Source organism: Polaromonas sp. JS666 (genome assembly GCF_000013865.1).
In the GTDB taxonomy this organism is placed as follows: Bacteria; Pseudomonadota; Gammaproteobacteria; order Burkholderiales; family Burkholderiaceae_C; genus Polaromonas.
Genome location: NC_007948.1, coordinates 3,591,864 through 3,610,656, shown reverse-complemented (window position 1 = coordinate 3,610,656; position 18,793 = coordinate 3,591,864). Strand labels below are relative to the sequence as shown.

Below are 18,793 nucleotides of genomic sequence, written 5' to 3'. Positions count from 1 at the left end.
AATAGGGGATTTTGTGAAACGAAACTTCGACGATCTACTGCTGGGCAGCATTGAGCTGTTCTGCCTGGCGGCCGAGCTCAGCAGCTTTACCGCCGCCGCCGCGGCGGCGAGCGTGACGCCGGCGGCGGTCAGCCGTTCGGTGTCGCGATTGGAGGAACGATTGGGGGTGCGCCTCTTCGTGCGCACGACGCGGCAAATCAGGTTGACCGACGGCGGCCGCGTGTACTTTGAACAGTGCCGCCAGGCCTTGTTGCAGCTGGTCGATGCCGAGCGCCTGGTAACCGGCGGCCAGGCCGCCCCGGCCGGTTTGCTGCGCATCAGCATGCCGACGCCCTATGCGCATTACCGCGTGCTGCCCCTGCTGCCGCAGTTTCGCAAGCGCTATCCGCAAGTGCAGGTCGACGTCCACCTGAGCAACCGGAACATCGATTTTGCGGACGAGGGCTACGACCTGGCGATACGCGGGCGCGCGCCGGACGACTCCAACCTGATCGCCCGCAAGCTGGAAGACGCGGCGCTGGTGCTGGTAGCCGCGCCGTCCTACCTGAAGCGCGCGGGGAAACCGAAAACGCTGGACGACCTGCAAAAGCATGACTGCATCCAGTTTGAATTACCCAGCACCGGCCGCAAAATCCCATGGACTTTCCAGCACGATGGCAAGGACATCGACGTCGTGACCAAGGGCAGCTATTGCTGCCTGGACGATGTGCTCGGCGTCGCGACCCTGGTACGCAGCGGTGCAGGGCTGGTGCAAACCTACCGCTACATCGTCGAGAAGGATTTGAAGAACGGCGACCTGGTCGAGCTGATGCCGCAGTTTGGCGGCAGCTCGCGGCCCTTCATCCTGCTGTATCCGCATGCGCGCCATTTGTCCCTGCGCGTGCGGACCTTCGTGGATTTTCTGGTCGAGAACCTGACGACCGGCCTGCGCTGAACTGCACGCCTGCGGTGAGCGCTAGTACTTCGACACAGAGGTGTCGGAACACAATGAAAGCGATGGATTCGGGCCCAGGCCCAGGCGCAAACCGTAGACATAGCCATAGCTATGGCAAGGATTTGCAACGACGGCATGGGTTCGAAGGCGCGCTGTCATGTTTCGATATTTCTGGGTCGGAGTACTAGGGGTTGCTGATGCTTCGCGCCGGGGCTTTGCCGGCGCCGCCGGCGGTCTATTCGACCTTCGCGCCCGAAGCCTTCACGACCTGCGCCATGCGCTCATAGTCCGTGGCCAGCAGCTTGGCAAAGTCCGCGTTGCTCATGGCCAGCGGCTCAATGCCCTGCTTGTCCAGACGCTCCAGGATGACCGGATCTTTCAGCAGCCTGGCCACGGCGGCGTTGACGCGGCTGATGTCGGCCGCCGGCGTGCCAGCAGGGCCCAGCAGGCCAAACCAGGAGTTGAACTGGTAGCCCGGCAATCCGCTTTCGGCAATGGTCGGAACGTCGGGTAGATATTTCGACCGCTTGGGCGATGTCACGCCCACCAGGCGGATGCGGCTGTCCCTGGCAAACGCCAGCGCGCCTATGCTGGCCGCAATCACGGCCTGCGCGCGGCCGGAAATCACCTCATTGATGGCTTCGCCCGTGGCCTTGAGCGGCACATGCACCACATCGATGCCGGCCAGGCCGTTGAAGTAGGCCATGGAAAGGTGCGTGGCGCTGCCAACGCCGGCGGTGGCGTAGTTCATCTTGCCGGGATTGGCCTTGGCATGGCGGATGTACTCGCCGGCGGTTTTGGCCGGCACATCGGGGTGAATCATCAGCACATAGTCGGCGGTGCCGATGTGTGCCATCGGTGCAAAGTCTTTTTGTGGGTCGTAGTTGAGTTTGGTGTAGAGCGAGCCGGCAATGTTGTGGCTGGCCGCCGCCAGCACCATGGCGCCGCTGTCAGCCGGGGACTTGGCCACAAAGCCGGTTCCCACCGTGCCGCCGGCGCCAGGGCGGTTTTCCACGATGACGGTCTGGCCCAGCGCGACGCCCAGTTCGGTAGACAGTGATCGGGCCAGGATGTCCTGCACGCCGCCTGGGGCGAAGGGCACCACAATGCGTGCCAGTTTGGGATTGGCCTGCGCCAGTGCGCTGCCTGCGACAAGTGCCAGGCCTGCGGCCATGAGTTCTCTGCGGTCCATCGGGTGGTCTTTCTGGTTGGTTGCTGGAGTCAGTTCACGCAAATTTCGTCAGCCAGGCGGCGCATGAAGCGCTCGCACCAGGCCAGCTGCTCCAGCGTGACCCATTCATTGGGTTGGTGCGCCTGCGCGATGTGGCCGGGGCCGCACACGATGGTGGGCACACCGGCCTGATGAAACAATGCAGCTTCCGTGCCAAACGACACCTTGCCGGCGCCGATGCTGCTGTCCACGCCCGCGCATCTGAAGCACAGCTGCGCAATCTCGCTGTCCGCATCGGTGGCGAAACCGGGCAGCACCGAGTTGAGCTTGTGGGTGATGCCGGTGTCGGGCGCCACGGCCTGCATGGCTGGCAGCAGGCTGTCGGCAAACGCCTTGGCTTCATTGAAGAGCGCCTCCGGCGAGTTCATGTGGTGGTGACGAATCTCCCAGGTCACATCGCAGTCGCGCGGAATGATGTTGAGCGCGGTGCCGCCGGCAATCACGCCGGTATGGATGGTGGTGTGCGGCACGTCGTAAATCGCATCGAACGGCCCCTGGGCGACCAGCCTGCGGTGCATGGACTTGAGGTGGGCGACGAATTCGCAGGCGATCTCGACCGCATTGACGCCCAGCGGCGTGAGCGAGGAGTGCGCCTCGAAGCCGCGCACCGAGGTCTTGTAGGCATGCTTGCCCTTGTGCGCAATCACCACCTGCATGCCGGTGGGCTCGCCGACGATGCAGCCGGCGGGCTTGTAGCCCTGGGCCACCATGTCGGCGATCAGGCGGCGCACGCCGATGCAGCCGACTTCCTCGTCGTAGCTGAAGGCCAGGTGTACGGGGGTCTTGAGCTTGCGCTTGAGCAATTCGGGCACCATCATCAGCGCGGTGGCGCCGTAGCTCTTCATGTCGGTGACGCCGCGGCCATAGAGCCTGTCGCCAATGATCGTTGCCGCAAACGGATCGGTGTCCCAGGGCTGGCCATCGACAGGCACCACATCGGTGTGGCCCGACAGCACCAGCCCGCCTGTTTTTGTTTCACCGTTTTCCGCCGGCAGCGTAGCCCACAGGTTGGCCTTCTTGCCGCTGTCGTCGTACGTCAGGCGGCATTCGATGCCAAGTGCCTCGAGCCGCTCGCGTGTCCATTCGATGATGGGCAGGTTGGTATCGCGCGACACCGAGGCAAACGAAACCCATTTTTCAATCAGGGGCAGGGCGGCCAGGTCGGCAGCCAGGACGGATTGCATGGCACTGCCGGGAAGGGGGGCGTTCATGAGAGAGCCTTTGTGAAAAGTCCCTGGGCGGGACTGGCGGAAAGGGAGCGTGGACCGTCAAAATGGTGAGACATCTTATCTTTTTCCGCGGGAGCTTGTGGCCTGCCGGAGGTGGCCCGTGTGCGGTGCCAGGCGCAGGCTGCGGAACCCGGCGAGAATCTCAGGTCTTCGCTTCCTATCCTCCTCACGAAAGAATTCATGATCAGTCCCGTTTACACCACTTCCATTCCCGTCTTCAAGCAGATGCTGGGCGGACTCAAGGAAGTATTGAGCAAGGCCGAAGCGCATGCGGCCGCCAGGAAAATCGAGCCCGCTGCCTTGCTGCAGGCGCGCCTGTTCCCCGACATGTTCCCGCTGCTGCGCCAGGTGCAGGTGGCCACTGACTTCGCCAAAAGCGTGTCGGCGCGCCTGGCCGGCGTGGAGGTGCCCAAGCTCGAAGACAGCGAGCAGACCTTTGCAGACCTGCAGGCGCGTATTGCCACGGTGCTGGCGTTTCTGGAAGGGCTGGATGCGGGGAAGTTTGACGAGGCCGCCACGCGCGAGATCGTCACGCAGGCTGGCACCCCCAAGGAAAAGCGGTTTACCGGACAGTCTTACCTGCTCAATTACGGCCTGCCGCATTTCTTTTTTCACACCACCACGGCCTATGCCATCCTGCGCCACAGCGGTGTGGAAGTCGGCAAGAAAGACTACATCGGCACGTATTAACAAGAAAGCAGAAAGCCGCCGGGGCCGGGCGCGGAGCCGGGCTCTCCTCAGGGGTTCACCAGCTTTTGGGGCTCCGTTTTTGCGTAGGCCCGGGCTGGGCGGCCGGCTTCTTCTCCGCGCATCAGCATGTCGGAGTCGCGTATCGCAAAAATGCGTTCCAGATCGGTTTTCAGCTCGTCCTGGGGGGTGGGCTCGTGGGCCGGCTTTTGGGGCGGCTGGTGGGACGGTTTTTGGGCCGGCTCTTGCCACACCGAGCGGTTAGGCAGTTCCTTGTAAGGGCAGGTGTCGCCGACTTCCAGCTGCCACGAGATTCCGTACAGCCAGTCTGTGGCGCGCGGCTCAAAACGCATGATGTCAACCATGAGCGCTTTCTGGAAAGCGACTGCATAGTTCAGCAAGCGTGGATCCCAGTGTCTCATGACCAGGCGCACATACATGCCCTCGCCGCGACTGCGGCTGGAGACGACCAGCATCTGGCAGTCCAGCCAGCCGGGTGGAATGCCGTGGCGTCGCACGACATCGCGCAGCAATACCTGGACCAGCTGGCGCCGCAAGGCGTTGGCTGATCCGTCTTCGATGGTGGGCGGGCCTTCGGCGGCGATGGTCTTGGCCTTGGCCGGCAGCGGTTTCGGACGGCTTTTCAGGCCAAACAGACTGTGGAAATTCATGGCGTACGCTCCCATTCCGTTGATGGTCAACTTAATGCCTAATAAGTTGGCTCGCCCGTCTGCAAAATGGCTTGTCGGGCGTTACAAGGTGTTAGTGATGGTCTGCCTCCCCAACGTGCGCGTCAAGTGACTTTGTTCCGCAGCGCACCATTTTTTTGCGTCATTGCCTTGTTGCAGTGCTGTGCAATCGTGTTTTTTGTGAATATTTACACGCGTTTCAGCACGCCGGCGGCATGCACGCGCCGGCGTGGCTTCGCGACGGCGTGGCCTCAGTCCAGCGCGCTGGCCGGGCCAAAAAACTCGTAACGGGTCTGCGATTCAGGCACGCCCAGTTCGCGCAGCTGTTGCCTGACCCGGCGCATGAAGGGCTTGGGGCCCAGGAAATAGGCATCCACATCGCGCGAAGCCGGCAGCCATTGAGCCAGTTGCCCGCTGTCGACGAGACCGGTGGCGTGCGGCGCGTCGGCTTCGCCGGCATGTTCGTCATAGACGTAAAAGTGCCGCAGTTGCGCATGCCTGGCTTGCCGCGTGGCCAGCGCGTCGCGAAAGGCGTGGACCGATTTGTTGCGCGCAAAGTGGATGAAGTGCACCGGCCGCTGGCGTTCCAGTGCGGCGTCCAGCATGGCCAGCGTCGGTGTAATGCCGACGCCGCCGCTGATCAGCACTACCGGCCTGTCGCCGTCCGCCAGCACAAACTCGCCGGCGGGCGGAAACACGTCCAGCCCGCCGCCTTCCTGCAACTCGTCATGCAGATAGCACGACGCCACGCCGCCCGGCTCGCGTTTCACGCTGATGCGGTAGTCGCGGCCGTTGGGCGCTGCCGAGAGCGAATAGTTGCGGCGGATTTCCTCGCCGTTGATCACCAGTTTCAGGCCAAGGTACTGGCCCGGTTGAAAGGCTGCCAGCGCTGCGCCGTCTTCGGGCTGCAGGTAGAAGGAGGTGATTTCCGCGCTTTCGGCGACCTTGCGCGCCACGATAAAACGGCGCGCACCGCGCCAGCCGCCCGGCGCAGCGGCCGTTTCCGCATAAATTTTCTCTTCGGCGCCGATCAGGATGTCGGCGAGTTGCCCGTAAGCGGCGCCCCAGGCGGCCAGCACCTCGCCGGTGGCGATCTCCGCACCCAGCACTTCGCGAATCGCGCGCAACAGGCAGGCGCCGACGATGGGGTAGTGCGCCGGCTCGATCTGCAGCGACACATGCTTGTTGATGATTTGCGCCACCAGCCCGCCCAGCTGCTCCAGCTTGTCGATGTGGCGGGCGTACATCAGCACACCGTTGGCCAGCGCCCGGGGCTGGTCACCGTTGGCCTGGTGCGCCTGGTTGAAGAAGGGGCGCACTTCGGGATGTTCGGTCAGCAGGATTTGGTAGAAGTGGGTGGTCAGTGCCTCGCCGCCACTTTCCAGCAGCGGTACGGTGGATTTGACGATGGCACGTTGTTGCGCGGTCAGCATGAATTCTCCTGTAGGGGCAGGGCGCCCCGCACGATGCGAAACGAAGCCCTGCCGGTGATTGCCGACACCCTGTATTCAATACTTGTGCCAGCTCGTCTACCCATATGAATCAACAACTTGGGACATTCTGGAGTCAAAAAGATGCCATGCTAAAGTAGTCAATTGGATACTTAAAAGAATCAATATGATTGCTCAGCCCATGCTGAAAGCCTTGGTCCCGCTGGTGGACGACCTGTCGCGCGAGATGCCCGACGGCGAGCGTTACCGCCGCCTGCTCGAAGCCGTGCGTGCCTTGCTGCCCTGCGACGCCACCGCGCTGCTGCGGCTCGATGGCGCTGCCCTGGTGCCCCTGGCCGTGAACGGGTTGAGCAGCGACACCATGGGGCGGCGCTTCAAGGTCGAAGAGCACCCACGTTTCAAGCGCCTGCTGGAGGCCGGCGGGCCGATGCGCTTTCCCGTGGATTGCGAGCTGCCCGACCCCTATGACGGTTTGGTGGAGGGGCTGCATGGACACCTGGAGGTGCACGACTGCATGGGCTGCCCGGTGCAGGTGGGTGAAAAAAACTGGGGCGTGCTGACTATCGACGCGCTGAACAGCCAGCGGTTTTCCGCAGTGGACCTGGGTGACCTGCAGGCCTTTGCCAGCCTGGCGGCCGCCACCGTCAGCGTGGTGCAGCGCATGGAACGGCTGACCCTGCGCGCGGAGGATGAGCGCCTGCGTGCCGACACCTACCGGGAGCTGGCCGCGGAAAGCACACCACCGGCATTGATCGGCCAGAGTGCGGCGCACCAGCGGCTGCTGGAAGAAATCGCCGTGGTCGGCAACAGCGAACTCACCGTGCTGATAACCGGCGAAACCGGCGTCGGCAAGGAACTGGTGGCGCAGGCGCTGCATGCCGCATCGCCCCGCGCGGCGCGTCCGCTGATCAGCCTCAACTGCGCGGCGCTGCCCGAGACGCTGGTGGAGAGCGAGCTGTTCGGCCATGTACGCGGCGCATTTTCAGGCGCGGTCGCCGACCGGCGTGGCAAGTTCGAGCTGGCCAATGGCGGCACGCTGTTTCTCGATGAAGTCGGCGAGCTGTCTCTGGCCGTGCAGGCCAAGCTGCTGCGTGTGCTGCAGAACGGGCAATTGCAGCGCCTGGGCTCAGACCGCGAGCACCAGGTCGATGTGCGGGTGATTGCCGCCACCAACCGCGACCTGGCGCACGAGGTGCGTGCCGGCCGTTACCGCGCCGACTTCTACCACCGGCTCAGCGTCTATCCGCTGGTCGTGCCGCCGCTGCGCGAGCGCGGGCATGACGTGCTGCTGCTGGCGGGCTACTTCCTCGAACAAAACCGGTCGCGCCTGGGGCTGGGCAGTTTGCGGATGGACGCCGATGCACAGGCCTCCCTGCTGGCACACGACTGGCCGGGCAATGTGCGGGAACTCGAACACCTGGTGGGGCGTAGCGCGCTGAAAGCGCTGGCGGGTGTGCCCGGGCGGCCACGCATCCTGAGCCTGACGGCTTCACATCTTGATTTACCCGCCCCGGCCAGCTGGGGCGCATCAGCCCCGGACGCGTCTGGCAGCAAGGACGCCGCGGTCCAGGAGGGTATGCCCGACGCGGGCGGCGCTGCGCTGCCTGTGGATTTGCGTACCTCGATGGAATGGCACCAGCGCCAGCGCATAGCGGCCAGCCTGGCGCGGCATCACAACAACTGGGCGTCGGCCGCGCGCGAACTGGGCCTGCACCGTGCCAATCTGGTCAGGTTGGCGAAAAGGCTGGGTCTTCGCGGGGAAGTCGGGAGCCCGCCTGACAGGCCACGTCCGGGTGTCCAAAACCCGCCGAAACAGGGAGTCTGAAAGCGGACAGCGGTTCGGCCCAGGCCCGGGCAACGTCCTCGGGTTGGTCAGACTCCTGCCGTGTGCCGTGTGCCGTGTGCCGTGTGCCGGAGGCCCTGTTTTCAGCAAAGGCGTCCGAAGAAGGCCCGAAAAAAAAGCCGCCAGGACTTTGCAGTCCTGGCGGCTTTTTGGATGGGAGCCTGTTGTAGGTGGGCGCTTTGAGGTGGAAGGCTTACTTGTTCCCACCACCGCCGCCGCCGCCACCACCGCCGCCGCCGCCACCGCCGCCGCCGCCGCCACCGCCGCCGCCACCGCCGCCGCCACCGCCGCCACCGCCACCGCCACCGCCATTACCTCCGCCGCCGCCGTTACCGCCACCATTGCCGCCGGCGTTACCGCCACCGCCTCCCGCGCCGCTACCGCCGCCTTTGCCGCCACCGCTGCCCGCCGCGTTGCCGCCTTTTGCGTTGCTGGCGGTGCTGCCCGTGGTTTTTCCAGCACTGGCAGACTTTGTTGAGGTGTCAGATTTCTTGCCGGCCTTGTCGGTCTTGGAGGCGCTCACGACGGAGCCCAGCTTGACGCCCATGCTCTGGGCAATTTTCCCCCAGCCCATGCCTTGGCTGCGTTGCCCCAATATGCCGTTCAGCGCTTCCGCAAGCTGCGTGGGCGTGGGATTGGTGATGCCCTGTTTGGCCAGGGAGGTTTGGGCCAGTGAAAGTGCTATGTTGATGTTGCCGTAGCCCATCTTGCTGGTCGAAGGGGAAAGGCTCGCAGAAGGCGCACCCGTGGTGGATTCCAGCGTGATGGTGGAACTGGTGCGAAGCCCGTTGACCAGAGACTGGGCATTTTTGTCGGAACCGGCAAAAGAGCTGTAGCTGCTGGCCAACTTGTCGCCAGCCGGACTGGTGGTGGTTGTCGTTGTGGTGGTGCCGGTAGCGGTTTGCGCCCCGACCAGCCCGCCGGCCAACAGCACGAAGCTGGCAGCGCCCAACGCCACGATGGTTTTTTTGATCAACATTGGCATGACCTTACTTTGAATAAACAGAACTGCGAACTGCAACTCTTCAGAACTCTTATCTTAGAGGTGCAATCCGTGGCGACAGGTAGGTCGGTAGCGCTGTTTCACATTGACACCTTTGACGGGAAAAGTAACAACTCGCCCGGCGATACGCTGCGCTGCGATACGAACGGGGTGTCAGGCCATGCGCCCCTTGTTCTCGACGACGACGCAGCCGGTGATGCGCCACAGCCTGTTCTTCTGCCGCGCCAGGCTGTAAATTGCCAGCCAGGAGTCCCCGCTGGCGTCCGTCATCCGCACCCGCTGGATCGCTTGGTCATCCTTGCCCTCGGGCTTCAGAAAGCCCGCCGAACTTCCACGACAGTGCGTACGCTTTTTTCGTCAGCCGCAGTGAAGGGCATTGCATGGGCTGGCACGCAAAACGCGGGCAGGGCCAAAGCCCAGGCCACGGGCGCAGCCACCGCGCCAGACGCGTAAACAGCAGGTTCGAATGGGGTGTCATCAAGGCGCCTCCAGGGTTGGCGAGAAGAAAAGATGCAGGCGGCTGCGCCTTGATCTTGCAGCAATTTGATACAAAAAATACGCAGCCTGCCGGCCTCCGGATTCATCCGTTCATCCGTCTATTCAATGTATTAAAGCGCCGAGATTGTCCCGCGAGCTTGCGACACCGTCCTGCCGCCGTTGGCCACACGCAGGTGCACGCCAGAACCGGGTCGATGTTAAAAACGCGTCATGGCAACTTCAATCCCACCTGTATGAACAGCGCCAGCGGCGCCGCGTGGTACGCGCAACTTGCCAAGCCCTTCTTTGCGCCGCCGGCTTTCGTGTTTGGACCGGTGTGGACTGTCCTCTATGTCATCATTGCCATCAGCTTTGGCTTTGTGCTGTGGCAGTGCCTCAGGCGACGGCTGCCCTTTGGCGTGCTGCTGCCTTTCATCCTGAACCTGTTGTTCAACGTGGTGTACACCCCGATACAGTTTGGTCTGAAGAACAATGCGCTGGCCAGTGTGGACGCCTTTCTTGTGCTGGTGACGCTGCTCTGGGCGATGGTCGTGATCTGGCGGCGTGCGCGGTGGGTGGTGTATGCCAACATTCCTTACCTGCTCTGGGTGGGCTTTGCCACCGTCCTGCAGTTCAGCATCACCTGGCTCAACCGGTAAAGCACCGCCGTCCCCATGAGTCCGCAAGTCCGCTGTTTGCCTGGTGCTCGGCCACAGCACCGCGGCTCGTCCCAAGCTGCGATCAGTATGGCCGGCTTGGTGGAGCGCGACCATCCGCGGCTGACGGCCCATTTGCGCAGCGGACTGCCGCACCGCAGCGCCAGGGCGAAGTTTCAAGCGCTTGCAGTTGCTCTTCAGATCAGAGCAGTGCAGGGTCTCAGATCCCCAGCAGTTTCTTGGCGCTGTCGAGCGCTTTCAATGACTCGTCGTGCTTGCCTGCCTTGTGGAGCTTCTCCCCTTCGGCGCGCAAGTCCTTGACTTTGCCCATGTCCGCGGCAGACAGCGTGGGGTTGGTGGCCAGTTTGGCGTCGATCGCCTTCATCTCGTTGGGGCAGTGGTAGGCCAAAGCCAGTGAGGACGTCGCCAGGGCCATGGCCGCAATGATGAATTTCATCCGGATATCCCGCTTGCGTCAGAAAATGCTGACGGTTCATGCTAGCAAATACAGCGCCGGCGTAAAAGGGGTGGTCGCCCGCAGAGTCAAGCATGTGCCTGACCTGCCAGCCCCTGTCTGCCGGGGTTTTGTCGGGGAACTGCAGCCCACAAAGGCCGACGCCGGCAGCCCCTAAAATCCAGACTTGTTACAGCAGTTGCAGTTGCCAGGCAGTTCCTTCGCTGTTCAGCCGCTGACCTGCAGCGAGCCCGCAACGCAGCAGCATCCCTGCGCCAACGTCAACCCTACAACCGGCAAGTCCCATGTCCCTTGAAGTTCTTGAAGCCCAGACCGGCAACAACCCGGTCGCCACCATTGTCATCATGCACGGCCTGGGTGCCGACGGTCGCGATTTTGTGCCGATTGCCGAGCAACTGGATTTGTCCAGTGTGGGGCCGGTGCGCTTTCTCTTTCCCAGTGCGCCCGTGATGCCCGTCACCATCAATGGGGGCTATGTCATGCCCGCCTGGTACGACATTCTGGGCGCCGACCTGGCCAAACGTGAGGACGAGGCCGGGCTGCGCCAGTCGCAGGCTTCGATTGAAGCCTTGCTCGCACATGAAAAGTCGCGGGGTATACCGGCCAATCGCATCGTGGTGGCCGGCTTCTCGCAGGGCTGCGCCCTGGCCCTCATGACGGGCTTGCGGCACGGTGAACGGCTGGCCGGTATTGCGGGCCTGTCGGGCTACCTGCCGCTGGCGGACAAGACCGCTGCCGAGCGCAGCGCTGCCAGCCAGGGCCTGCCCATCTTCCTGGCTCATGGCTCCCACGACGGCGTGGTGCCGCTGCCGCGCGCCACGGCCTCGCGCGATGCACTCACGGCCCTGGGCTACCCGGTTGAATGGCACGAATACCGCATGGAGCATTCCGTCTGCCCCGAAGAGGTTGTGGATCTGGAGCGCTGGCTGCGGCGGGTGCTTGCCTGATCCAGGAGCAGGCAACGACTGCAACTCCGGTTCATTGGGTGCGAAATGCTATTGAAAATATAGCAATCCGATGACGGCCCGGTGGAGCGTTCAGGCCGGCTGTGTGATGCGGCGTGGCGGGCGCACGCGCCAAAGCAGAAATACCGCGATGCCCAGGTTCAGCAGGTTCCACGCGATGCCATTGAGGAAGGCGGCCTGGTAGGATCCCGTGAGGTCAAACACCTTGCCCGACATCCAGCCGCCCAGCGCCATGCCGAACATGGTCGCCATGATCACCGTTCCCACGCGCGCGCCGGCTTCCGCCGGCAAAAAATATTCACGCACGATGATGGCGTAGGACGGCACGATGCCCCCCTGGAACAGGCCGAACAGCGCGGCAATCAGGTATAGCGACACCAGTCCGTTGAAGGGCAAAAACATCAGCAGCGCAATGCCCTGCAGGGCCGAGCCGAGCAGCAGCGTGCGCAGGCCGCCGATGCGGTCGCAGATGAGGCCCGACACGAGGCGGCTCACCACGCCACAGGCCAGCATCAGCGACAGCATCTCGGCGCCCCGCGCCGCGCCGTAGCCCAGGTCGGTGCAGTAGGAAACGATGTGCACCTGCGGCATGGCCATGGCCACACAGCACGACACGCCGGCAATGCACAGCAGCACCTGGGCCTTGCCCGGTGGCAGGCCAAAGGGCAGGCTGCTGGGACTGGCCGCAAAGTGGCGGTTGACCGGCGCGGCCACGGCCATCGGCGGGCGCTTGCGCATCAGCAGCGCCAGCCCTGCCATGGTGACCACGCTGAAGAGCCCCAGGCCCAGGTAGGTCTGGCGCCAGCCCACGGCTTCCACAAAATGCTGCACGACAGGCGGCCAGATGGCGCCGCCCACGTAGTTGCCGCTGGCGCACACCGCCACCGCAATGCCGCGCCGCCGCACAAACCACAGGGACGTGTCGGCCAGCAGGGGCGCGAAGGTGGCCGAGCTGCCCAGCAGGCCGACCAGGAAGCCGTGCGCCAGCATGAACATCCAGATGTTGCTGGCCATCGCCGCGGCGGCGTAACCCAGGCCCAGCCCCACCGCTCCTATCAGCAGCGGCACCATCACGCCGAACCGGTCGGCCAGCCGCCCCATCAGCACGCCGCCCAGGCCGAATCCGATCATCAGCAGGGTGTAGGGCAGTGAGGCATCGGCACGCGCCACGCCAAAATCGGCCTGCACGGCCGGCAGTACCACCGGCACCACATACATGCCGCTGGCACCCACCGTCATCAGCGCCAGCGTGATCATCAGGCGTCCCACCGCGTAGCGTGAATCAGCCAGGGCGGAGGGGTCGTGCGGTGCGGTCAGAGGGAACCTCCGGAAGAAGCGTTGATCGGCGAGGCAGTACAGGCTTGGCCCCGGGGCCGGCGTGCAGCGGCAACCGATGTTAACGCCGCTAGACCTGGCCGTCCGGAGCGGCCTGGCAGGTCAGCGATGGACACGAAAAGATCAAATCTGCTGCGTCACCGATTCAAAGCGGCGTTGGCTTGGTTTTTTCGTAGCCCACGGGCGGTTTTCCATCGGCCGCCTGGCGGCCGATCTCCTGGTCGCGGATCATGAACAGGCGTTCCAGATCCTGCAGTGCCTCCTGCTCCGACACGGATACGGCCGTCGGGGCCGCGGGAGTCGGAGGAGTCACCACTGGCGCCGGCGCTGCAGCTGCACCGGGAGTCGCCGGTATTGCCGGCTCCTGCCAGTAGGTCTTGTGGGGCAGGAAGGTGTGAGGGCAGCTCCCGTCCACGTCGAGTTGCCAGGAAACGCCGTGCAGCCAGTCGAAGGCTCGTGGCTCAAAACGTGCAATGTCGGCCAGCAGCGTGTTCTGCAGGGCAAAGGCGTGGGTTATCAGCCGGTCATCCCAGTGCTTCATGATCAGGCGCACATACATGCCGCTGCCACGGCTGCGGCTGGCCACGACCAGCATCTGGGACTCGACCCAGTTAAAGGGTATGCCGTGCCTGCGCAGTACATCGCGCAACAGGACCTGGACTAGCTGGGTGCGGGTGGCGTTTTCCGAGCTATCGTCCTGGCTAAGAGGCATCGCGCGGCTCGTGGGTGCTGCCCTCTGGACCGGCTGGGCTGGAGCCCGGCCGCCAAACAGCATGCGCATCAGATGGTTCATTCTTTACTTACAGGCGCTCAAACGTCGCATTGTCTCTTGCGGGGGAGCCCGGAGTAGCGGGCCTGGGTGTATTGGTTAAAAAGGCTTCGCGGGAAAGTGTCCGCGTTTCAGCGCACGATTTTTATCGTCGCCGAGCTGCCCGGACAAGTCAAGTGAGTTAGCCTGGCGCTACGGTGGGGCGTGGTGTGGCCCACACACCAAAGTTATAAAGTAGCGATTTGTGATTAAAAGCATTGTTCATGGACCAAGTTGCGTCATTTTACTGGCAGACCCCTGCAGAGTCCGGTAAACCGTGCTGGCAAGCGGCTTTTCGCCAGCGCGAAGCGCGGGCCTGTGATAACTTCCACGCCACGACACGGACCTGAGGGAATGACATCATGAACAAGCTGCAGGCGCCCGAGGGCACGCTTTTGCAGGAGCGCCTGAAAGCGCTCACCCCTGCCCGGCTGAAGGGCATGCGCCGCGGCATCGAGAAGGAAAGCCTGCGCGCCCAGCCCGGGGGCGGCCTGGCGCTCACGCCACACCCGGCCGCGCTCGGCTCGGCGCTGACGCATCCCAGCATCACCACCGACTTCAGCGAGTCGCAGATCGAACTGGTGACGGGGGCACATCAAGACGCGGAAGCCACACTGAAAGAACTCACGCAGATCCACCAGTTCACCTACCGTGTGATGCAGGACCTCGGCGATGAAATGCTCTGGGTTTCCAGCATGCCCTGCGGTTTGCCGACCGACGAGACCATTCCGATTGCCCGCTTCGGCTCGTCCAATGTCGGGCGCGCCAAGAGCGTCTACCGCATGGGCCTGTCCCACCGCTATGGCCGGCGCATGCAAACCATCTCCGGCATTCACTACAACTGGTCGCTGCCCGAGGTCACCAGCGAGCAGTATTTTGCGCTGATCCGCAACTTCCGGCGCCACGCCTTTTTGCTGCTTTACCTGTTTGGTGCATCGCCCGCCGTGTGTTCGAGTTTTGTGGCCGGACGCCAGCACGAGCTGCAACAGCTGGCCGATCACACCATGTACATGCCGCACGGCACCTCGCTGCGCATGGGGCGCCTGGGCTACCAGAGCGACGCCCAGGCCTCGCTGGCCGTGAGCTACAACAGCCTCGAAGGCTACGGCGCGTCCTTGCAGGATGCGCTCACCCGGCCCTATCCGGCCTACGAGGCGGTCGGCATCCGCAACCCCGGCGGCGACTACAACCAGCTGGCCACCACGCTGCTGCAGATTGAAAACGAGTTCTACGGCACCATCCGCCCCAAGCGCGTGATCTTCCCCGGCGAGCGCCCGCTGCATGCGCTGCGCGAGCGCGGCGTTGAATACATTGAGGTGCGCTTGATGGACCTCGATCCGTTTGTTCCCGTGGGCATCACGGCGCAAACCATGCGGTTTCTGGATGTGTTTTTGCTGCACTGCCTGCTCACTGACAGCCCGCCCGACACCCCTGCGGAAATTGCCGCGCTGGCGCGCAACCAGCACCGCGCCGCTGCCCGCGGCCGCGAGCCCGGCCTGCTGCTGGAGCGGGACGGCCGCGAGGTGACGCTGGCGGAGTGGGGCACCGCGGTGGTCGCCGAATGCGCACCGATTGCCGCGGCGCTGGATGCCCTCCATGCGGGCGCACCGGGCGGTGCGCAATACAGCGAGGCGCTGGCCGCAGCAAGCGCCGCCTTGCGCGAGCCCGACACCCTGCCATCAGCCCGTGTACTGGCTGCCATGGCCAAAGACTATGACAACTCCTTTGTCCGATTTGCCCGGGCCCAATCCGAAAAAGCCCAGACCATCCTGCGAAGCCTGCCCCTGGCCGAAGCGCAGCATGCCCGTTTCACCGAACTGACCCGGCAATCCATCGCCGAGCAAAAGCAGATCGAAGCCTCGGACAGCATGCCCTTTGAGGTGTATCGGCAGCAGTATGTGTCGGCGGAGCGCTTGGGCATACCGGGTATGCCTGATGCGCCGGATATGGCGGGCCGCGCAGCGCTCGCAATCTGATCAGGCCGGTGGACTCGCGTCCCCCAGCTTGCGCAAGGCCTCTTCGGCCTGTTCGCACCAGTAGTCGACCGCGTTGTCATAGCTTTCCCACACGCAGCCACTGCAGCCGCGGCCGCAGCAGGTGGTGGGTTCGGGCGGCGGTGCGCGCAGCGTGATGCCGGCGGCGCGGGCGCGCTGCTGCAATGCGCCAATGGCGGCCGGTACGGCAGCGCGGTCGCCCGGCTCGCCGGACGGGGTCTGCGCCTCCATGGCTAGGGTGGGTTTTGCCCTGCCAGGCGCCGGCGGGCATACAGCCCGATGAAAGCCACGCCCAGCACCAGCGCGAACCAGCCCACCAGCGAAGAACTGGCCACGATGCCCTGCATGCCGGGCGAGGTGATGAAGTAGGGGGAAATCAGCACGGCCAGGCCGATGAGGACGCACAGCAGGCCCCGGATCAACAGCTCGTTATTGGCCTTGGTCCGGGTCTGGGTGTTGCTGGGTTTTTGGGTGGGGGCGTTGGGCAGGGGCATGGGAGGTCGGGAAAAAGTGTGAGGAAGAGAAGGAAGACGTGGCGGTGGGGGTGGGGCAGGCGGGGCAGCTTGCGCCGGGCTGTTCAACCCGCTTTTCCCTGATTTTGCTCCATCGCCCGGCCACGGCGCGCAAAGCGTTTCCCCCGCGAGCGGCAGCCGGGCCTGAAGAGGTGACAATTCGGTCATCGTGCCAGGCCGGTTTGCGTGAAACGCAGACCCTGACCCAGACGCGGCAGCCCGGCCCCGAACCAAGAAAGAATATCCCGATGGCCATCCAGTGGTTTCCCGGTCACATGCATCTGACCAAAAAAGCGATTCAGGATCGCATCAAGGAGATTGATGTCGTGATCGAGTTGCTCGACGCGCGCCTGCCCGGCTCCAGCGCCAACCCCATGCTGGCCGAGCTCACCAGCGCCAAACCCGCGCTCAAGGTGCTCAACAAGCAGGACCTGGCCGACCCGGCGCGCACCGCGCTCTGGCTGGCGCATTACAACAGCCTGCCGGCCACGCAGGCGATTGCGCTGGATGCGAGTGAAACCACGCCCGCGCGCCGCCTGATTGACGCCTGCCACGCGCTGGCGCCCACGCGCGGCAGCATGGTCAAGCCCATGCGTGTGCTGATCTGCGGCATTCCCAATGTCGGGAAGTCCACGCTGATCAACACCCTCACCGGCAAGCGCGCCACCAAAACCGGCGATGAGGCCGGCATCACCAAGCTGGAGCAGCGCATTGTCCTGGCTGATGGCTTTTACCTGTACGACACGCCCGGCATGCTGTGGCCCCGCATCATCGTGGCCAAAAGCGGCTACAACCTGGCCGCCAGCGGCGCCATTGGCCGCAACGCGTTCAATGAGGAAGAGGTGGCGCTGGAGTTGCTCGACTACCTGATCAGGGACTACCCCGGCCTGTTGACTGCGCGCTACAAGGTGGAAGTCCCGCCAGGCATCACCGATGAGCAACTGCTGGAGGAGATCGGCCGCAAGCGCGGCGCGGTGCTGTCAAAGGGGCGCGTCAACCTGCAGAAGGCGGCGGAAATCGTGATCCATGAGTTCCGCGCGTCCACGCTGGGCCGCATCACGCTGGAGACGCCCGAGGAGTTTGCCCAATGGCTGGCCGCCGGGCAGTTGATGGATGCCGAAAGGCAACTGAAAAAGGACAAGATCGAAACCGATCGCCTGATCCGCTTCAAGAAGATTCCACGGCCGCAGAAACCCCGCACGCCGCGGCTACCGGATCCCGACGAGCCGGCAACGCCGTAAGCGGCAGCCAGCAACGCGGCCGATGCAGTTTCTTGTTTTCCTGCGCGACAACGCCCGCTGGCTGGGCGGCGGGTTCCTGCTTTTTTTCTTCTCCTCGTTTGGGCAGACATTCCTGATTTCGCTGTCGGCCGGTGACATCCGCCTTGAGTACGGACTCTCCCACGGCGGGTTTGGCTCGCTCTACATGGCAGCCACCCTGGCCAGTGCCTTCACGCTGCCGCGACTGGGCCACCTGGCAGACCACCACAGCGCGAAAAAGCTGGCGCTGGTCATGCTGCCCATGCTGGCGCTGGCGGCCGCCGGCATGGCGCTGTCGCACCACGTTGTCACGCTCTTTGTGACCATTTACCTGCTGCGCCTGTTGGGCCAGGGCATGATGTCCCACCTCGCGTTCACCACCATGGCGCGCTGGTTTTCCGCGCAGCGGGGCCGGGCGATCTCGCTCGCCACGCTGGGCCTGAACACCGGCGAGGCAGTGTTGCCGCTGGCGTTTGTGGCGCTGGCCGCGTCGCTGGGCTGGCGCAACACCTGGTGGCTGGCCGCCGGTGCCTTGGTGCTGGTGGCGTTGCCCCTCATCGCTACTCTGGTTTCAGTCGAGCGCGCCCCGAAGGCCTCTGACCCCGTGGCCCGCGTGACAACGGCGCGTGACTGGAGCCGGTCCGAAGTGCTGCGCGACCCGCTGTTTTATGCGGTGATGCTGGCCATGGTGCCGCCGGCCTTTATCGGTAACACCATTTTTTTTCACCAGGTCTACCTGGTCGAGTTGCGCGGCTGGTCGCTCACAGCGTTTGCTTCTTCCTTCACGCTGTATGCGCTGATGACGATTGCCTTCACGCTGATCTCGGGCCAGCTGATAGACCGTGTGGGGGGCCTGAGGCTGTTGCCTTTTTACCTGCTGCCGCTGGGGCTGGCGCTGCTGCTGCTGGGGTCTGTGCAAGCCGCCTGGAGCATGTTCGCCTTCATGGCGCTGTACGGTGTGTCCAACGGCTTTTCCCTTTCGCTCTACGGCTCGCTGTGGCCCGAGCTTTATGGCCTGCGGAATCTGGGCGCCATCCGTGCCGTGATCCTTTCCATGCTGGTGTTTGCCTCGGCCGCAGGTCCGGGGCTGGGCGGGCTGCTGATTGACGCGGGCGTCAGCTATCCGGCGCTGATTGTCGGGCTGGGCGTTTATTGCGTGGTCATTTCCATGGTGATGCTGCGGGTGACACGCCGGCTGAGGGCGCGGGCCTGAAGTTCGGCAAGGTCCGGAAAGCGCAGGTCATG

Annotated in this window: 19 protein-coding genes; 8 read left to right on the top strand and 11 right to left on the bottom strand. The window is 64.0% G+C overall.

From position 1 onward, the window contains the following. Positions 1–13: 13 nt before the first annotated feature. Positions 14–934 (top strand): LysR substrate-binding domain-containing protein, encoded by a 921-nt coding sequence (locus BPRO_RS17055; protein WP_011484316.1) that lies wholly within the window; start codon positions 14–16, stop codon positions 932–934. 235 nt (positions 935–1,169) lie between these two features. Here the strand turns inward: BPRO_RS17055 and BPRO_RS17050 are convergent, their stop codons facing one another. Further along, entirely contained in the window at positions 1,170–2,126 is a 957-nt protein-coding gene (locus tag BPRO_RS17050; protein ID WP_011484315.1) for a tripartite tricarboxylate transporter substrate binding protein, read from the bottom strand. A 29-nt stretch (positions 2,127–2,155) separates the two neighbouring features. After that, on the bottom strand, positions 2,156–3,376 hold the full coding sequence (gene argE / locus BPRO_RS17045) for an acetylornithine deacetylase (protein WP_011484314.1): 1,221 nt from the start codon (positions 3,374–3,376) through the stop codon (positions 2,156–2,158). A 198-nt stretch (positions 3,377–3,574) separates the two neighbouring features. Between argE and BPRO_RS17040 the strand changes: the two genes are divergently transcribed. Continuing rightward, complete coding sequence (locus BPRO_RS17040) at positions 3,575–4,084, top strand: DUF1993 domain-containing protein (RefSeq protein WP_011484313.1); 510 nt, start codon at positions 3,575–3,577, stop codon at positions 4,082–4,084. Between the two features lie 47 nt (positions 4,085–4,131). Here the strand turns inward: BPRO_RS17040 and BPRO_RS17035 are convergent, their stop codons facing one another. Beyond that, positions 4,132–4,752 (bottom strand): hypothetical protein, encoded by a 621-nt coding sequence (locus BPRO_RS17035; RefSeq protein WP_011484312.1) that lies wholly within the window; start codon positions 4,750–4,752, stop codon positions 4,132–4,134. A gap of 269 nt (positions 4,753–5,021) precedes the next feature. Further along, positions 5,022–6,203: an NO-inducible flavohemoprotein gene (hmpA, locus tag BPRO_RS17030; protein ID WP_011484311.1), complete on the bottom strand. Its 1,182-nt coding sequence runs from the start codon at positions 6,201–6,203 to the stop codon at positions 5,022–5,024. Between the two features lie 184 nt (positions 6,204–6,387). Between hmpA and norR the strand changes: the two genes are divergently transcribed. Further along, positions 6,388–8,046 (top strand): nitric oxide reductase transcriptional regulator NorR, encoded by a 1,659-nt coding sequence (norR, locus tag BPRO_RS17025; RefSeq protein ID WP_011484310.1) that lies wholly within the window; start codon positions 6,388–6,390, stop codon positions 8,044–8,046. A gap of 211 nt (positions 8,047–8,257) precedes the next feature. Here norR and BPRO_RS30160 read toward each other — a convergent pair whose 3' ends face one another. Then, positions 8,258–9,043 (bottom strand): hypothetical protein, encoded by a 786-nt coding sequence (locus BPRO_RS30160; RefSeq protein ID WP_011484309.1) that lies wholly within the window; start codon positions 9,041–9,043, stop codon positions 8,258–8,260. A gap of 177 nt (positions 9,044–9,220) precedes the next feature. Then, a complete protein-coding gene (locus tag BPRO_RS28660; RefSeq protein WP_232291423.1) occupies positions 9,221–9,343 on the bottom strand; it encodes a DUF4864 domain-containing protein in 123 nt (40 codons plus the stop codon). Positions 9,344–9,759: 416 nt separating this feature from the next. Between BPRO_RS28660 and BPRO_RS17010 the strand changes: the two genes are divergently transcribed. Further along, positions 9,760–10,203: a TspO/MBR family protein gene (locus BPRO_RS17010; protein ID WP_232291422.1), complete on the top strand. Its 444-nt coding sequence runs from the start codon at positions 9,760–9,762 to the stop codon at positions 10,201–10,203. Positions 10,204–10,420: 217 nt separating this feature from the next. On the opposite strand, the gene BPRO_RS17005 is transcribed toward BPRO_RS17010, so the two are convergent. Then, on the bottom strand, positions 10,421–10,657 hold the full coding sequence (locus tag BPRO_RS17005; RefSeq protein ID WP_011484306.1) for a hypothetical protein: 237 nt from the start codon (positions 10,655–10,657) through the stop codon (positions 10,421–10,423). Between the two features lie 302 nt (positions 10,658–10,959). Between BPRO_RS17005 and BPRO_RS17000 the strand changes: the two genes are divergently transcribed. Further along, positions 10,960–11,622, top strand: coding sequence for an alpha/beta hydrolase (locus tag BPRO_RS17000; protein ID WP_011484305.1), 663 nt, complete (start codon positions 10,960–10,962; stop codon positions 11,620–11,622). 90 nt (positions 11,623–11,712) lie between these two features. Here the strand turns inward: BPRO_RS17000 and BPRO_RS16995 are convergent, their stop codons facing one another. Together BPRO_RS16995 and BPRO_RS16990 are read right to left on the bottom strand one after the other, a co-directional pair. Beyond that, entirely contained in the window at positions 11,713–12,897 is a 1,185-nt protein-coding gene (locus BPRO_RS16995; protein ID WP_011484304.1) for an MFS transporter, read from the bottom strand. A gap of 223 nt (positions 12,898–13,120) precedes the next feature. Then, positions 13,121–13,768 carry a hypothetical protein gene (locus BPRO_RS16990; RefSeq protein ID WP_011484303.1) on the bottom strand — a complete coding sequence of 216 codons (648 nt, stop codon included), beginning with the start codon at positions 13,766–13,768 and terminating at the stop codon, positions 13,121–13,123. A 377-nt stretch (positions 13,769–14,145) separates the two neighbouring features. Between BPRO_RS16990 and gshA the strand changes: the two genes are divergently transcribed. Then, a complete protein-coding gene (gene gshA / locus BPRO_RS16985) occupies positions 14,146–15,759 on the top strand; it encodes a glutamate--cysteine ligase (RefSeq protein ID WP_011484302.1) in 1,614 nt (537 codons plus the stop codon). Here gshA and BPRO_RS16980 read toward each other — a convergent pair whose 3' ends face one another. Both BPRO_RS16980 and BPRO_RS16975 read right to left on the bottom strand, forming a co-directional pair. Further along, the gene (locus tag BPRO_RS16980; protein ID WP_011484301.1) at positions 15,760–16,008 is read right to left on the bottom strand and encodes an oxidoreductase-like domain-containing protein; all 249 of its coding nucleotides are present in this window, start codon (positions 16,006–16,008) and stop codon (positions 15,760–15,762) included. Positions 16,009–16,010: 2 nt separating this feature from the next. Continuing rightward, positions 16,011–16,271, bottom strand: a complete 261-nt coding sequence (locus BPRO_RS16975) for a hypothetical protein (RefSeq protein WP_011484300.1) — start codon at positions 16,269–16,271, stop codon at positions 16,011–16,013. Between the two features lie 266 nt (positions 16,272–16,537). Between BPRO_RS16975 and ylqF the strand changes: the two genes are divergently transcribed. Further along, a complete protein-coding gene (gene ylqF, locus BPRO_RS16970) occupies positions 16,538–17,530 on the top strand; it encodes a ribosome biogenesis GTPase YlqF (RefSeq protein WP_011484299.1) in 993 nt (330 codons plus the stop codon). A gap of 22 nt (positions 17,531–17,552) precedes the next feature. After that, positions 17,553–18,761 carry an MFS transporter gene (locus BPRO_RS16965; protein ID WP_011484298.1) on the top strand — a complete coding sequence of 403 codons (1,209 nt, stop codon included), beginning with the start codon at positions 17,553–17,555 and terminating at the stop codon, positions 18,759–18,761. Positions 18,762–18,793: the final 32 nt, after the last annotated feature.

Coding starts and splice junctions, on each gene's coding strand:
- BPRO_RS17005 (WP_011484306.1), bottom strand. CDS start 10,657: ATGAAATTCATCATTGCGGCCATGGCCCTGGCGACGTCCTCACTGGCT.
- hmpA (WP_011484311.1), bottom strand. CDS start 6,203: ATGCTGACCGCGCAACAACGTGCCATCGTCAAATCCACCGTACCGCTG.
- BPRO_RS16975 (WP_011484300.1), bottom strand. CDS start 16,271: ATGCCCCTGCCCAACGCCCCCACCCAAAAACCCAGCAACACCCAGACC.
- ylqF (WP_011484299.1), top strand. CDS start 16,538: ATGGCCATCCAGTGGTTTCCCGGTCACATGCATCTGACCAAAAAAGCG.
- BPRO_RS30160 (WP_011484309.1), bottom strand. CDS start 9,043: ATGTTGATCAAAAAAACCATCGTGGCGTTGGGCGCTGCCAGCTTCGTG.
- BPRO_RS16980 (WP_011484301.1), bottom strand. CDS start 16,008: ATGGAGGCGCAGACCCCGTCCGGCGAGCCGGGCGACCGCGCTGCCGTA.
- argE (WP_011484314.1), bottom strand. CDS start 3,376: ATGAACGCCCCCCTTCCCGGCAGTGCCATGCAATCCGTCCTGGCTGCC.
- BPRO_RS17040 (WP_011484313.1), top strand. CDS start 3,575: ATGATCAGTCCCGTTTACACCACTTCCATTCCCGTCTTCAAGCAGATG.
- BPRO_RS16965 (WP_011484298.1), top strand. CDS start 17,553: ATGCAGTTTCTTGTTTTCCTGCGCGACAACGCCCGCTGGCTGGGCGGC.
- gshA (WP_011484302.1), top strand. CDS start 14,146: ATGAACAAGCTGCAGGCGCCCGAGGGCACGCTTTTGCAGGAGCGCCTG.
- BPRO_RS17010 (WP_232291422.1), top strand. CDS start 9,760: ATGTTAAAAACGCGTCATGGCAACTTCAATCCCACCTGTATGAACAGC.
- norR (WP_011484310.1), top strand. CDS start 6,388: ATGATTGCTCAGCCCATGCTGAAAGCCTTGGTCCCGCTGGTGGACGAC.
- BPRO_RS17000 (WP_011484305.1), top strand. CDS start 10,960: ATGTCCCTTGAAGTTCTTGAAGCCCAGACCGGCAACAACCCGGTCGCC.
- BPRO_RS17050 (WP_011484315.1), bottom strand. CDS start 2,126: ATGGACCGCAGAGAACTCATGGCCGCAGGCCTGGCACTTGTCGCAGGC.
- BPRO_RS16995 (WP_011484304.1), bottom strand. CDS start 12,897: ATGATCACGCTGGCGCTGATGACGGTGGGTGCCAGCGGCATGTATGTG.
- BPRO_RS16990 (WP_011484303.1), bottom strand. CDS start 13,768: ATGAACCATCTGATGCGCATGCTGTTTGGCGGCCGGGCTCCAGCCCAG.
- BPRO_RS17035 (WP_011484312.1), bottom strand. CDS start 4,752: ATGAATTTCCACAGTCTGTTTGGCCTGAAAAGCCGTCCGAAACCGCTG.